The organism is Pseudarthrobacter phenanthrenivorans Sphe3, assembly GCF_000189535.1.
GTDB classification, from domain to species: domain Bacteria; phylum Actinomycetota; class Actinomycetes; order Actinomycetales; family Micrococcaceae; genus Arthrobacter; species Arthrobacter phenanthrenivorans.
Genome location: NC_015145.1, coordinates 238,662 through 252,280, shown reverse-complemented (window position 1 = coordinate 252,280; position 13,619 = coordinate 238,662). Strand labels below are relative to the sequence as shown.

9 protein-coding genes are annotated in these 13,619 nt (G+C 65.7%); 3 read left to right on the top strand and 6 right to left on the bottom strand.

The window, feature by feature from the left end; genetic code table 11:
* Positions 1 to 54: 54 nt before the first annotated feature.
* Complete coding sequence (locus ASPHE3_RS01160; RefSeq protein ID WP_013599395.1) at positions 55 to 1,419, bottom strand: MFS transporter; 1,365 nt, start codon at positions 1,417 to 1,419, stop codon at positions 55 to 57.
* A gap of 450 nt (positions 1,420 to 1,869) precedes the next feature.
* On the opposite strand from ASPHE3_RS01160, the gene ASPHE3_RS01155 reads away from it, so the two are divergent.
* From ASPHE3_RS01155 to ASPHE3_RS01145, 3 genes are all read left to right on the top strand, one after another.
* On the top strand, positions 1,870 to 2,955 hold the full coding sequence (locus ASPHE3_RS01155; protein ID WP_013599394.1) for an S-(hydroxymethyl)mycothiol dehydrogenase: 1,086 nt from the start codon (positions 1,870 to 1,872) through the stop codon (positions 2,953 to 2,955).
* Positions 2,955 to 3,575: an MBL fold metallo-hydrolase gene (locus ASPHE3_RS01150; protein WP_013599393.1), complete on the top strand. Its 621-nt coding sequence runs from the start codon at positions 2,955 to 2,957 to the stop codon at positions 3,573 to 3,575. Before ASPHE3_RS01155 ends, ASPHE3_RS01150 begins: the two co-directional genes overlap by 1 nt.
* Before the next feature lie 93 nt (positions 3,576 to 3,668).
* Positions 3,669 to 6,023 (top strand): FdhF/YdeP family oxidoreductase, encoded by a 2,355-nt coding sequence (locus ASPHE3_RS01145; protein ID WP_013599392.1) that lies wholly within the window; start codon positions 3,669 to 3,671, stop codon positions 6,021 to 6,023.
* A gap of 133 nt (positions 6,024 to 6,156) precedes the next feature.
* Here the strand turns inward: ASPHE3_RS01145 and ASPHE3_RS01140 are convergent, their stop codons facing one another.
* The 5 genes from ASPHE3_RS01140 to ASPHE3_RS01120 form a co-directional block, all read right to left on the bottom strand.
* Positions 6,157 to 6,375: a hypothetical protein gene (locus ASPHE3_RS01140; RefSeq protein WP_013599391.1), complete on the bottom strand. Its 219-nt coding sequence runs from the start codon at positions 6,373 to 6,375 to the stop codon at positions 6,157 to 6,159.
* Positions 6,376 to 6,524: 149 nt separating this feature from the next.
* Positions 6,525 to 8,033, bottom strand: coding sequence for an HNH endonuclease signature motif containing protein (locus ASPHE3_RS01135; RefSeq protein ID WP_013599390.1), 1,509 nt, complete (start codon positions 8,031 to 8,033; stop codon positions 6,525 to 6,527).
* A 125-nt stretch (positions 8,034 to 8,158) separates the two neighbouring features.
* A complete protein-coding gene (locus tag ASPHE3_RS01130; protein ID WP_013599389.1) occupies positions 8,159 to 10,666 on the bottom strand; it encodes a GcvT family protein in 2,508 nt (835 codons plus the stop codon).
* Positions 10,667 to 10,693: 27 nt separating this feature from the next.
* Positions 10,694 to 11,623: a formyltetrahydrofolate deformylase gene (gene purU / locus ASPHE3_RS01125; RefSeq protein WP_013599388.1), complete on the bottom strand. Its 930-nt coding sequence runs from the start codon at positions 11,621 to 11,623 to the stop codon at positions 10,694 to 10,696.
* A 3-nt stretch (positions 11,624 to 11,626) separates the two neighbouring features.
* Positions 11,627 to 13,555 (bottom strand): BCCT family transporter, encoded by a 1,929-nt coding sequence (locus tag ASPHE3_RS01120; RefSeq protein ID WP_013599387.1) that lies wholly within the window; start codon positions 13,553 to 13,555, stop codon positions 11,627 to 11,629.
* Positions 13,556 to 13,619: the final 64 nt, after the last annotated feature.

Sequence of the window (13,619 nt, the reverse complement as noted above, 5' to 3'; positions counted from 1 at the left end):
GCGATGCCTTTCTCTCGTGCATTTAGGTGCAGTTGGTTTTGGATGTGGAGGAAGCTATTCGTGGCGCAGGGGTTCCTTGCAGGTCTCCCTGGACAGCGCCACGGCGATGAGGGAGACGACGGCGGCTGCCACCAGGTACCAGGCAGGCGCCAGGTCGCTCGCCGTGGCCGCGATCAGGAGGGTCGCCATGAACGGGGCGGTACCGCCGAACAGTGCATTGGAGAGGTTGAAGCTGACGGCGAAGCCGCTGTAACGGACCCGCGTGGGGAACATCTCCGCCAGGAAGCTGGGGAGCGTGCCGTCATTGAGGGTGAGCATGGCGCCCAGCAGGATCTGGACCAGGACGATGACCAGGAAGTTCCCCGTACCCAGCAGGGCGAACGCGGGCACAGTCAGAAGGATGAAGCTCACGGACGCCGCAATGAGCACCTTCTTCCGCCCATAGCGGTCCGAGAGCATTCCGGTCAGGAAGATGAAGCCGATGTAGGTGGTCAGCGCCACGGTGGTGGCCAGGAAGGATTCGGTTTCCCCAAGGCCCAGCTCCGAGGACAGGTACGTGGGCATGTAGCTGAGGATCACGTAGAAGCCGACGGCGTTGAGCAGCACGGCGCCGACGGCCTGCAGCAGTTGCCGCCAGTGTTTCCGGAACAGGCTGGCGACGGGCGCCTTGGCTGCCTGGTCTTCCGCCTCCAGTTCGCGGAACACGGGGGTGTCTTCCAGCTTGGTCCGGATATACCGGCCAATCAGGCCCATGGGTGCTGCCAGCAGGAACGGCAGGCGCCAGCCCCAGCTGTGCATCGCTTCGGTGCTGAGAAGCGTGGTCAGCAACCCGGCCAGCAGGGAACCAAGGAGCAGGCCTGCCGCCGTACTGGCGGGGACCACCGCAGCGTAGAGGCCACGCCGGTTGGCCGGCGCGTACTCCACCAGGAAGGCGGACGCTCCCGCGTATTCGCCGGAAGCGGAGAAGCCTTGGACCACCCTGATGATCAGGAGCAGGACGGGTGCCCAGAGCCCGATGACGTCGTAGCCGGGGATCAGGGCGATGCAGAACGTGGCACCGGACATGATGAGGATGGAGAGTGACAGTGCCGTCCGGCGCCCCACCCTGTCACCGATGTGGCCCCAGATGAACCCGCCCAGGGGACGGACCAGGAAGGAAATGGCAAAGAGCGCGAAGGTCAGCAGCAAGCCGGTCTGCGGATCCGATTCAGGAAAGAAGACGGTGGCGATGGTTACGGCCAGGTAGCCGTACACCGCGTAATCGAACCATTCGACAAAGTTTCCGATGAAGCTGGCCGCGATGACCCTGCGGCGGGTCTCTTTGCTGACGGCGGTGTCAGCAGGTTGGGGGTGAGAGTGGCTCATCAGGCTGCCCTCGATGCGGCCGTGGGACGCCGCGGGGGAGATCTCGTTACTCATATGTCCACCAAAATTGTTGTGGTTGCGTTCAGCGCAACGCTGTTGCATCAGACTATGGGTGACCGGCGCCACAGTCAATGACTTTTAACAACAAGTTCTACCGGGCGTTTCCCGCGGCGGCCAGGTAGTCTTGAAGCGAGTCCACCCCCTGCATCGACGTGTCATGAGTTGCACCGAAGGCACATGAGTTGCGCTTAGCGGATTTTCCTGCTGACCGGATCGGCAGGAAGGGAGTCATCTCCACAGCCTCTCTGTTGACACTGCTCTGTGACGGCTGACATATTTCGAGTACGCGCTATATGCACCGTGTTGTGTAATGCGCAATGGAGCAACGGTTCCTGCACGAGCTGACGCGGCCCGGACCGCGGCATGAGATCGTTGAACCGGGTGGTGGGACTGCCTCCGTGCTGCCGCCAAGATTCCGGGTTTCAGGAAAGGAAACACCAGCTCATGGTTCACAAAGTCAAGGCTGTCATTGCCAAGGAAAAGAACGCTCCGGTGTCAGTGGAGACCATCCTGGTCCCGGACCCGGGCCCGGGCGAGGCCTTGGTGGACATCATGACGTGCGGGGTGTGCCATACGGACCTGCACTACAAGCAGGGTGGAATCAATGATGATTTCCCGTTCCTGCTGGGCCACGAGGCAACCGGTGTGGTGTCCGCCGTGGGCGATGATGTTACCTCCGTTGCTCCGGGTGACCGCGTGATCCTGAACTGGCGGGCGGTGTGTGGGGAGTGCCGCGCCTGCGCCAAGGGCCAGCCGCAGTACTGCTTTAACACGCACAACGCCACCCAGAAGATGACCCTTGAGGACGGCACGGTCCTCTCCCCCGCGCTGGGCATCGGCGCGTTCGCGGAAAAGACGCTGGTTGCCGCCGGGCAGTGCACCAAGGTGGACCCCGAAGCCGATGCTGCCGCCGTCGGGCTGCTCGGCTGCGGCATCATGGCCGGCATCGGCGCCGCCATCAACACCGGCGAGATCAAGCGCGGCGAGTCCGTGGCAGTGATCGGCTGCGGCGGTGTTGGCATCGCCGCGATCGCCGGCGCCAAGCTTGCCGGGGCCACCACGATCATCGCGGTGGACATTGACGCCAACAAAGTGGAAATGGCAACGTCCCACGGCGCCACGCACGGCATCGATTCCAGCAAGGAAGACCCCATCGAGGCCATCCGCGCCCTCACGGGAGGCCACGGCGCAGACGTGGTGATTGACGCCGTCGGCCGTCCCGAAACGTACAAGCAGGCGTTCTACGCCCGCGACCTCGCCGGCCGCGTGGTGTTGGTGGGCGTTCCGACGCCGGCCATGAAGCTGGAACTGCCGCTGCTGGACGTCTTTGGCCGGGGCGGGTCGCTGAAGTCCTCCTGGTACGGGGACTGCCTGCCCTCCCGTGACTTCCCGATGCTCGTGGCGCACTACAAGCTGGGCAACCTTGACCTGGACGCTTTCGTTTCCGAACGGATCACCATCGACCAGGTGGAGGAAGCCTTTGACAGGATGCACGAGGGCAAGGTTCTGCGTTCGGTGGTGGAACTCTAATGGCGGTCACCATCGAGAACCTGGTCACCTCGGGCACGTTTTCGCTCGACGGCGGCACCTGGGATGTGGACAACAACGTTTGGATCGTCGGCAACGACGAGGAGTGCGTGGTTATTGACTCCCCGCATGACGCCGCGGCGATCATCAACCAGGTGAAGGGCCGGAAGGTCCTCGCGATCCTGCAGACCCACGCGCACAATGACCACATCGGCGCTGCCCGGGACGTTGCTGACGCGGTCGGCGCGCCGATCTACCTCAACCCCGCGGACCTGGTCCTCTGGGAGCAGGTCTATCCGGACGCCAAGCCGGACCGGGAACTGGCCGACGGGGACGTCTTCGAGGTGGCCGGGGCAACACTGCGGGCCATCCACACCCCCGGACATTCCCCCGGTTCCACCTGCTTCTACCTGGAAAGCGAAGGGACGGTGTTCACCGGGGACACGCTGTTCAACGGCGGGCCCGGTGCGACCGGGCGGTCCTACAGTGACTACCCCACCATCCTGGCCTCGATCCGGGAACGGCTGCTCACCCTCCCGCCGGAAACCGTGGTCCGCACCGGGCACGGGGACAACACCACCATCGCTGCGGAGCAGGAAACGCTGGCGAAGGTTTCGCAGTAACAGGGATTCAGCAGCAATGGCGTGCCGGGATAACCCGGCACGCCATTGCCGGTCATGGAAAGAACGGCGTATGCCGGTAAGGAAGTTGGAACGATGAAGTTCGGTAAGCAGCCCGCCCCCGTCGCGGACATCAACGAGGACGACCTCGAAGTCCACAAGCCCAAGACTGAGGCCGCCGGCGTCAAAGCGGTCATGGTGGCCCTGGAACGCGCCGTGGCGCAGGCGGGCGTTGCCCGCACCGCCCATTCATTGCTGCGGCTGAACCAGCGGGGCGGCTTCGACTGCCCGGGCTGCGCCTGGCCGGAGTCGGACAAGAAGCGCAAGGCGGCCGAGTTCTGCGAGAACGGCGCGAAGGCCGTGGCGGAGGAAAACACCCTCCGCACCGTGGGCGCCGAGTTCTGGGCGAAGCATTCCATTGCCGAGCTTTCGACGAAGACGGAGTACTGGCTGGGCAACCAGGGCCGGCTCAGCGAGCCGGTGGTGATCCGGGAAGGCGATACCCACTACTCCCCGATCTCCTGGGCTGAGGCGTTCGAGCTGATCGGCGAGCACGTGCGTGCCACCACGGCAGACCGGTGCGTTTTCTACACTTCCGGGCGGACCGCGAACGAGACCGCCTTCATGTACCAGCTCTACGCCCGGGCAATCGGCACCAACAACCTGCCGGACTGCTCAAACATGTGCCACGAGTCCTCGGGTTCGGCCCTGAACCCGACCATCGGCATCGGCAAGGGCACAGTGTCCCTGGACGACATCCACGATTCCGAACTGATCTTCGTGGTCGGGCAGAACCCGGGAACCAACCACCCCCGCATGCTCTCCGCGCTCAAGGAATGCAAGGACAAAGGCGGGAAGGTAGTGGCGGTCAACCCGCTGCCCGAGGCCGGCCTGTTCAACTTCAAGGACCCGCAGACCGTCTCCGGCGTCGTCGGCGGCGGCACCCCGCTCGCGGACGAATACCTGCAGATCAAGGTGGGCGGTGACCTGGCACTGTTCCAGGCCCTCGGCCACCTCCTCCTCGCAGAGGAAGAGCGGAACCCGGGGACCGTCGTCGACCATTCCTTCATCGCCGCGCAGACGGACGGGTTTGACGCCTACCGCGACGCCCGCAAGGACCTGGACTGGGCCGAAACGGAGAAGGCCACCGGCCTCACCCGCGCCCAGATCGAAAAAGTAGCCGGCATGCTCATTGCCTCCAAGGCCACCATCTTTTGCTGGGCCCTCGGTGTCACCCAGCAGCCGCACTCGGTGGACACCATCAAGGAAATGGTCAATGTCCTGCTCCTGCAGGGCAACTTCGGCAAACCCGGCGCCGGCGCCTGCCCCGTCCGCGGGCACTCCAACGTCCAGGGCGACCGGACTATGGGCATCTGGGAGAAGCCCAAGGAAGGGCTCCTGCAGGCCCTGGACACCGAGTTCGGCATCACCTCCCCCCGGCACCACGGCTACGACGCGGTGGAGGCCATGGAAGCCTTCGAACGCGACGAAGTGGACGTGTTCGTGTCCATGGGCGGCAACTTCTCCCTGGCCTGCTCGGACACCGAGATGCTGGAGGCCGGGATGCAGCGGATCGGTCTGACCGTGCATATTTCCACCAAACCCAACCGCTCCCACATCGTCCACGGCCGAACCTCCCTGATCCTGCCCACCCTGGGCCGGACGGACAAGGACGACAAGCACCCCAAGGGCGCCCAGTTCCTCTCCGTGGAGGACTCCATGTCCGTGGTCCACTCCACCCAAGGCCGCCTCACCCCCGTCTCGGAGCACCTGCTCGCCGAGCCGGTTATCGTCGCCCGAATGGCCGAGGCCACCTTCGGCCCGGACCACTCCGTGGACTGGAAAGCCATGGCCGAGGACTACGACGTCATCCGCGACCACATCGAACGTGTCCTGCCCGGCTTCGAGGACTTCAATGCCCGGGTCCGGACCAAAAACGGGTTCGTGCTGCCCAACCCGCCCCGGGACACCCGCTCCTTCGCCACGGACATCGGCCGCGGCCGCTTCACGGTCAGTCCGCTGGAATACCTCACCCCGCCGCCGGGGCACCTGGTCCTGCAGACCATCCGGAGCCACGACCAGTACAACACCACCTACTACGGCCTGGACGACCGCTACCGCGGCATTTCCGGCGGCCGCCGCGTCATCCTGATCCACCCTGAGGATTTGGTGGAACTGGGCTTCAAGGACCGCGACCTCGTGGACGTCATCAGCACCTTCGGCGGCCACGACCGCAAAGCGGACAAGTTCCGCCTGGTGGCCTACCCCACGGCCAAGGGCTGCGCCGCCGCGTACTTCCCCGAAGCCAACGTCCTGGTCCACAAGGAAAACGTGGCGCGGGAATCCAACACCCCCGGCTTCAAAGCCATGTTCGTCCGGTTCGTCCCGCACGTTGCCGAAACGGCCGCCGAGGCAGCTGCGGGGGGACTGGAGCCTGCCGCAGCCAGGTAGCCCTTCCGCACCAGGCCCAGTTCAAGCGACAGCCGGCATAAGGCGACAGCCGGCATAAGGCGACAAGGAGCGACGGCGGCACTCGGCATCTGCCGAATGCCGCCGTCGCTTTTTGTCGCTGGGACTGTCAGGGCTACACAGGGTTGTTGCCGTCAGGCTCCGCCTCTGGATCCAGGTCCTTGCCGTAGCCCGTGGCCGAGGCCAGACCTGACACCTGCTGCCCGGCGTTGGTTTGTCCCGGCGTGAACCCGCTGTCCGGGGTGCCTTGGGGTTCACCCTCGGTCTCCGGTGCCACATCCTGGCGCAGGTGCTCGTCGGACGGAATGTTCCTGGATACCTCTTCATCAGCCATCCCACCAGCCAACCACCGGGCGAAGCCAGGGACAAGGGCAGCCGTGGCACCGGCAAGGCTGGCAGGTAAGCATCCAGGGCGCAGGGCAGCAGGAGCGAGGCCGGCTTGGTCCGGCTTGGTCCGGCTTTTTGAGCGTTCCCCAGCGCCCATCAGCCGGATGGGGCGTGCAGGAAGCGGGTCAGTACTTCTTCTCCTGGGGAGCCGCCGATGTAGAGAAAATCGGGTGGGCTGCCGGTGGCAGCATGTGCTGCTCCGGGCCACTGGGGTGGTTCCCAGTCCTGGTGTTCGCTCTTGTAGTGCCGGCCGGCAGGTGAGATCCAGCCGGGTGGTCCGGTTGCGCTGGCCGGGGTGGGCCTCCAGCGGCTGATATGCCGAAGCCTGTGGTGCTTCGGGCAGGGCTGTCCCAGGTTGCTGATCCCGGTGGTGCCGCCCTTGGCCCACGCGAGGAGGTGGTCTGCCTCGTTGTCGAGGGAGTGGTTGCTGCAGCCGGGGAAGGGGCATTTGCCGTCCCGCAGCCTGAGCCAATTGCGCATCGCCTTGGTCACCCGGTAACTGGTGCGCCCGATCTCCAGTGGTGCCCCGTCCCGCGGATCGACCAGGACGCGGTGAAAGGAGTCTGCTCCGTGTGCAACCAGGTCCCGTGCCATGGACGGCGGAATGGGGCCAAACCCGTCCAGCACCGCCGGCTCCTCCGTCAGGCCCATCAGCGAGAACACCGGCACGGTGACCAGGACCTGGGCCCGGATCCCCGGGAACGCCAGGCCGGCACCGGTTCCGGCGCCCGCTCCGTCGCTGTCACCTGCTTCCTCGCCGTTACCTGCCCTGTTGTCTGCATGGAAGGTTGTACTGGTTCCGCTGGTGAGGATCGCTTCGGCGAATTTGTCGGTCCGGAGTTGGGTGAGGGTGCGGGGTTCGTTTGGTCCTTGCGCGGCCCGCGTGAGGGCGTTAAGGCGGTTCCAGCCTGCCAGCGCCTGGTCCGCGGGCAAATAAGCGGAGAGCCATGCCATGCCGTCCTGGTCCGGCCGGCATTCCACCCGCCGTTCAGCAACCCCCTTGGCATGGCGCTTTTCGATGGATTCGACGTGGTGGCGTTCACGCCAGGTGCGGGCTTTGTGCCGGAGCCGGTACGCCGGCACTTCCCCGATCGCCGCGGCGGTCGCAGGCCTGGGTGTGTCGGGGTCGAGGAAGTGGGCTTCCAAGGCGGCGACCCCGGCCGGGTCCAGGGTTGCGGCCTCGTCCACTATGACCAGGGCGTGCTGCCAGGAGATCGTCCCGGACTGCAGTGCCGATAACGTCCGCGGCAACTCCTTGGTCAGCGCGTGGGACGCGGCCAGGAACGAACCCGCTGCCCGGTGTCCCAGGGCCAGGAGGCAGCCGATTTCCGCCGCGACAGCCATCTCCTGCGCCTGCACCGGCATATCCGGCGCTATAGCTTGGACGCTGTCCGCATACGTCACGGCAGCACGGGCCTTCAGGCCTGCGAAACCGGCCTCCACCTCCCGCACCCCGGCAAGGATGTCAAGGCACCCGTCCGCCAGCGCCGCCAAAGGATCAGCAGCCAGGAACGGCTCCGAAGCACACCCATCCACCTCGGCGTTAAGCACAGCGAGGGCGGCCTTGAACTCCGCAAAAGCCTTTGCCACCGCTGCCTGTCCCATAACCCCATCATGACAAGGGGGTCTGACATTTTTAGGACCGGACCGTTCAGCTCCGCGGGACGGCCCACATGCACGAAAAACCGGGGGCCGCCTGATCGGCAACCCCCGGTCTCGTTCCCCAACTGCTAGCCGCGGAGGCGCTCCATGCCCGGGTCGAAGAGCGGCTCAGGTGTGACGGTAGCGGCGATGCGCTTACCGAAGTACTCGATCTCCACCGCGTCCCCTTCTGACACCGAAGCCGGCAACCAGGCGTAGGCGATCGGCTTGCGGACGGTGTAGCCGTAGGCGGCACTGGTGACGTACCCAACGGCTTCCCCCGCCACGTACACCGGTTCCTTGCCCAGCACGATGGAGGTGCCGTCGTCGACCGTCAGGCAGCGCAGCGCACGCGTGGCGGGCTGCTCCTTGCGCTCAGCCAGGGCCTCTGCACCCACGAAGCCGGCCTTGTCCTTGGCCACCGAGAAGCCCAGGCCGGACTCGTACGGGTGGTGCTCGGACGTCATGTCCGTGCCCCACAGCCGGTAGCCCTTCTCGAGCCGCATGCTGTTGAAGGCGCCGCGGCCGGCCGCGATGATGCCGTGCTCCCGGCCCGCCTCGAACAGCAGGTCCCAGAGCTTCAGCCCGTACTCGGCGGTGGTGTAGAGCTCCCAGCCGAGTTCGCCCACGTAGGAGAGCCGCATGGCCGTCACCGGGATGCCGCCCACCGAGATTTCCTTGGTGCGGAAGTACTTCAGGCCGTCGTTGGTGAGGTCGTCGGAGCTGACCTTGCCGATCACTTCGCGCGCCAGCGGACCCCACAGGCCGATGCAGCAGGTGCTGCCGGTGATGTCTGAGACATGCACCCACTGGCTTGGATCGGCAGCGGACTGCTTCCGGGCCTCCACCCGGAGGTAGTCGAAGTCCACGTTGCTGTTGACGCCCAGCTGGAAGTCTTCCTCCGCCAGCCGTGCGACCGTCACGTCACTGCGGATGCCGCCGTCGTGCTCCAGCAGCAGGCAGTACGTCACGGCACCCGGCTTCTTGGCAATGTTGCCCGTGCTGAGCCGGTGCAGCAGCGCCTGCGCGCCCGGACCAACAACGGACAGCCGCTTGAGCGGCGTCATGTCGTAAAGTCCGACGGCGGTACGCGTCCTCCATGCCTCTGCCGCCGAGATGGGGGAAGAGAACAGGGCGGACCAGGAGTCCCGCTGCGGCGGCTGCCACTCCGCGGGCAGTTCCTCGAGCAGGCCGCGGTTGGCCTCGAACCAGTGCGGCCGCTCCCAGCCGGCGGACTCCAGGAAGAACGCTCCGAGCTCCTTCTGGCGGACGTTGAACGGGCTCACGCGCAGGTCCCGCGGGGATTCCCTGGGCTGCAGCGGGTGCATCACGTCGTAGATCTCCACGAAGTTCTGCTGCGACGTCTCGCTGACGTAGGCGTCGGAGGTCTGGACCTTTTCGAAACGGGTGAGCTCGCAGCCGTGCAGGTCCGTGCGGGACCTGCCCTCCACCAGCAGCTCCGCCATTGCCTTGGCCACGCCGGCCGAGTGCGTGACCCAGACGGCTTCGGCCACGAACAGGCCCTGGAGGTCGGGCGCCTCGCCCATGAGCGGGCCGCCGTCGGGGGTGAAGGAGAAGATGCCGTTGAAGCCGTCCTGGATCTCGGAGCCGCGCAGTGCCGGCAGCAGGTCCTGGCTGTCCTCCCAGGCGGGCAGGAAGTCTTCCAGGGTGAAGTCCAGGCGGGAGGGCATGCGGTGGTCCGACATTTCCTCTGCGGAGACCTTCGGCAGGGCGGACATGTCCACCGGCATGGGGCGGTGGGCGTAGCTGCCGATGCCGATGCGGTCGCCCCATTCGCGGTAGTACAGGTCCTTGTCCTGGTAGCGCAGGATGGGCTTGCTGGCGCCCTTGGGGAGCTCGTTGACGCCCTCGAGTTCGGGCAGCGGGGTGCTGATGGCGTACTGGTGGGCCAGCGGCAGCAGCGGGACTTCCAGCCCCACCATCTTGCCGAGTTCACGGCCCCAGAAACCTGCACAGGACACCACGATGTCCGCCGGGATCAGTCCGTTGTCGGTTTCGACGCCGGTCACCTTGCCGCCCTCCTGGGCGATGCCGGTCACCGTGGTGGAGCCCTGGTACTTCACGCCGGCCTCGCTGGAACGCTCAATCAGCAGCTGCACCGCACGGGCGGCCAGGGCCAGGCCGTCGGTGGGGATGAGCAGGCCGCCCAGGACTTCGCGTCCGCCGGTGAGCTTTCCGGTGTTCAGGAGGGGGTAGATCTTTTCGCATTCGTCGGCGTCGACAATGCGGCTTTCGACGCCCCAGGAGGTCATCACGCCCATTTTGCGCTTGAGGTCGGCGAGGCGCTCGGGGGTGGTTGCCAGTTCCAGGCCGCCCACCTGGTTGAAGCAGGACTCGCCGTCCTTGCTCAGGGCCAGCAGCTTGTTCACTGTGTAGGTGGCGAATTCGGTCATTGTCCGTGACGGGTTGTTCTGGAACACCAGGCCCGGCGCGTGCGAGGTGGAGCCGCCGGCGAGTTCCAGCGGGCCCTGTTCCACCACCGTGATGTTGGTCCAGCCCCGGGTGGCGAGTTCGTCGGCAAGGTTGGTTCCGACAATGCCGGCGCCGATAATGACAACGCGTGGTGATGCGCTCATGGGTGTTGTTCTCCTGTTGGCTTGGCGTTAGCGGAAGACGACGGTGCGGGTGTTGTTGAGCAGGACCCGGTGCTGGCAGTGCCACTTGACTGCGCGGGACAGTGCCTGCGATTCGGCGTCCCTGCCAACAGTGACCAGTGCGTTCGGGTCCAGGCTGTGATCCACCCGGAACACTTCCTGCTCGATGATCGGGCCCTCGTCCAGGTCTGCGGTGACGTAGTGCGCGGTGGCGCCGATAAGCTTCACGCCGCGGTCATAAGCCTGGTGGTAGGGCTTGGCCCCCTTGAACCCCGGCAGGAAGGAGTGGTGGATGTTGATGGCACGGCCGCGGAGGGTCTCGCTCAGGCTGTCGGAGAGCACCTGCATGTAGCGGGCCAGGACGACAAGGTCCGCGTCGTACTCCTCGACCAGTTCAAGCAGGCGCGCCTCGGCCTGCGGCTTGGTGTCCGCCGTGACCGGGACGTGGATGAATGGCAGGCCGGCGGCTTCCGCCATCGGGCGGAGGTCCTCGTGGTTGGAAACCACGACGGCGATCTCCGCACCCAGGCTGCCGGCGCGCCAGCGGAAGATCAGGTCGTTGAGGCAGTGGCCGAACTTTGAAACCATCACCAGCACGCGCTGGGGCCGGCCGTCGTGGATGGCGAACTCCATGTCGAACTCATCGGCAACGGCCGCGAACTCCGCGCTGAGGCCTTCCGCGGAAACTTCCTTGTCTCCGGGGGTGAAGGCCGTGCGCAGGTAGAGCTTGCCGCTCATGTGGTCATCGAACTGCTGGTGTTCAACGATGTCAAAGCCGCGGTCAGCGAGGAATGCGGTGATCGCCCGGACGATTCCGGGGCGCTCAGGGCAGGCAAGGGTGAGGACGTACTGTGCGGTGCCGGTACTGCGCACGCTGGGGACCGCGCCGGCTTCCGCCGTCGCGTTAGCGGTAGGGCGGCCCTCGAGGACTGTGGTCATGGTCTACTCCTGGTTCTTTGCGGGGGCTTGGGTGTCAGCGGGGGAAGCGGCGCAGGGGCTGTCTTCCGGGCAATGCTGATCACATTCATGCTTGGTAACGAGATCGAACTGGGCTCCGCCGTGCTGGTCCACGCCGCTGCGGATGGCGCGCTCCACTACCGTGTCGGCGAGCCGGCGGCGCAGGGAAATGGGATCCCGGCGCAGGTCGCGGGTGAGGGCGATGCAGAGCAGGAACATCACCAGCACGAAGGGCAGGGCGGCCACGATGGTGATGCGCTGCAGCCCGGATAGGGCCTCGGACGGTTCATCGCCGCCGGCGAGGAGCATGACGGCTGCTACTGCACCGGTGAGGCTGCCCCAGAAGATCACCAGGCCGCGGCGCGGTTCGCTGGAGCCGTTGGAGCTCAGGGAGGACATCACGATCGAGGCGGAGTCGGCACCGGTAACGAAGAAGATGGCAACCAGCACCATGGCCAGGACGATCACCGCAGTGACGGCCCAGCCGGGCATCTGCAGGTTCTTGACCAGGTCGAACAGCGCACCGTCGAAGTCGATGGTGGAGGCGCCGTCGACCATCTTGGCGATGCCGTCGGTTGGGTTGTCCGTCTTGTCGGCCTGCTGCTGGATCTGGAACGCAGTGCCGCCGAAGATACCGAACCAGATGACGCTCACGATGCTCGGCACCAGCAGCACGCCGGTGACGAACTGGCGGATGGTCCGGCCCCGGCTGATCCGGGCGATGAACATGCCTACGAACGGCGTCCAGGAGATCCACCAGGCCCAGTAGAAGATGGTCCAGCCGGACAGCCAGGCACGCAGCGACTCGTCGCCGACAGCCTCGGTGCGGGTGGACATTTCGGCGACGTCGCGGGCGTAGTCGCCCACGGCCGAGGGGATCAGGTTGAGGATGAACAGGGTGGGGCCGGCCACGAACACGATGAGGGCGAGGACCACGGCCAGGACCATGTTGATGTTGGACAACCACTGGATGCCGCGGCTGATGCCGGACACTGCGGAGGCCACGAAGCAGAGGGTCAGGATGGCGACAATGACCACCAGCACAGGGGTGCCGATTTCGCCGGCCCATCCGTTGGAGCTGAGGCCGCTGCCGATTTGCAGGGCGCCCAGGCCCAGTGAGGCCGCGGTGCCGAAGAGCGTGGCGAAGATGGCGAGGATGTTGATGAACTTGCCCACCGGGCCTTCAACCGTCCGCACTCCGAAGATGGAGGTGAAGGCGGCGGAGATCAGCTGGCGGCGGCCCAGCCGGTACGTTCCGTATGCCATGGCAATACCGACGACGGCGTACATCGCCCAGGGGTGCAGGGTCCAGTGGAAAATCGAGGTGGCCATGGCCGTCTGGATTGCCTCGGGAGTGTGACCGTCCACCGTTCCCGGCGGCGGAGAGATGAAGTGGTACAGCGGTTCAGCTACGCCGTAGAACATCAGGCCGATGCCCATGCCGGCGGCGAACATCATGGCGATCCAGGAGATCGTCCGGAATTCGGGCTTCTCGCCGTCTTTGCCCAGCGGAATGTTGCCGAAGCGGCCAAGTGCCAGCCACAGCACGAACACGACGAAGAGGGAAGCCAGGACCATAAACAGCCAGCCGGTGTATTCCATGACCCAGCCAAGGACGTCCGTGGAAACCGTGGCCAGGCTGTCCCGGCCGAGGAAGCCCCATGCGACGAAGGCCAGGGCAATGACGCCTGTGATGCCGAAGGTCCACTTGTCCAGGACAAGTTTGCGGTTGCGGCGTTCCGTTACCGCGCGTTCAGTCTTGCTCTGCCGGAGTTCCTGGAGGATCTGCTGGGTGTCCTCCGCGTCGTGCGGCTCGTGGGAGGAAAAAGAGCTTTCCGGTGCAGGAACGGGTTGGGACTCCTCCAGCTCAATGGGGGATTGGGCATCCGGGCGGATGTCGCTGTTCAAAGCCATGTCAGGTCCTTTGGTTTGAATTCATGGGCTCGCGTGGTGCTCCGGCGTCCCCAGGCCGGGCGGA

Excerpts from the sequence above, each read along its gene's own strand:
- ASPHE3_RS01160 (WP_013599395.1), bottom strand. The coding sequence starts at position 1,419 with ATGAGTAACGAGATCTCCCCCGCGGCGTCCCACGGCCGCATCGAGGGC.
- ASPHE3_RS01140 (WP_013599391.1), bottom strand. The coding sequence starts at position 6,375 with ATGGCTGATGAAGAGGTATCCAGGAACATTCCGTCCGACGAGCACCTG.
- purU (WP_013599388.1), bottom strand. The coding sequence starts at position 11,623 with ATGACCACAGTCCTCGAGGGCCGCCCTACCGCTAACGCGACGGCGGAA.
- ASPHE3_RS01155 (WP_013599394.1), top strand. The coding sequence starts at position 1,870 with ATGGTTCACAAAGTCAAGGCTGTCATTGCCAAGGAAAAGAACGCTCCG.
- ASPHE3_RS01120 (WP_013599387.1), bottom strand. The coding sequence starts at position 13,555 with ATGGCTTTGAACAGCGACATCCGCCCGGATGCCCAATCCCCCATTGAG.
- ASPHE3_RS01150 (WP_013599393.1), top strand. The coding sequence starts at position 2,955 with ATGGCGGTCACCATCGAGAACCTGGTCACCTCGGGCACGTTTTCGCTC.
- ASPHE3_RS01145 (WP_013599392.1), top strand. The coding sequence starts at position 3,669 with ATGAAGTTCGGTAAGCAGCCCGCCCCCGTCGCGGACATCAACGAGGAC.
- ASPHE3_RS01135 (WP_013599390.1), bottom strand. The coding sequence starts at position 8,033 with ATGGGACAGGCAGCGGTGGCAAAGGCTTTTGCGGAGTTCAAGGCCGCC.
- ASPHE3_RS01130 (WP_013599389.1), bottom strand. The coding sequence starts at position 10,666 with ATGAGCGCATCACCACGCGTTGTCATTATCGGCGCCGGCATTGTCGGA.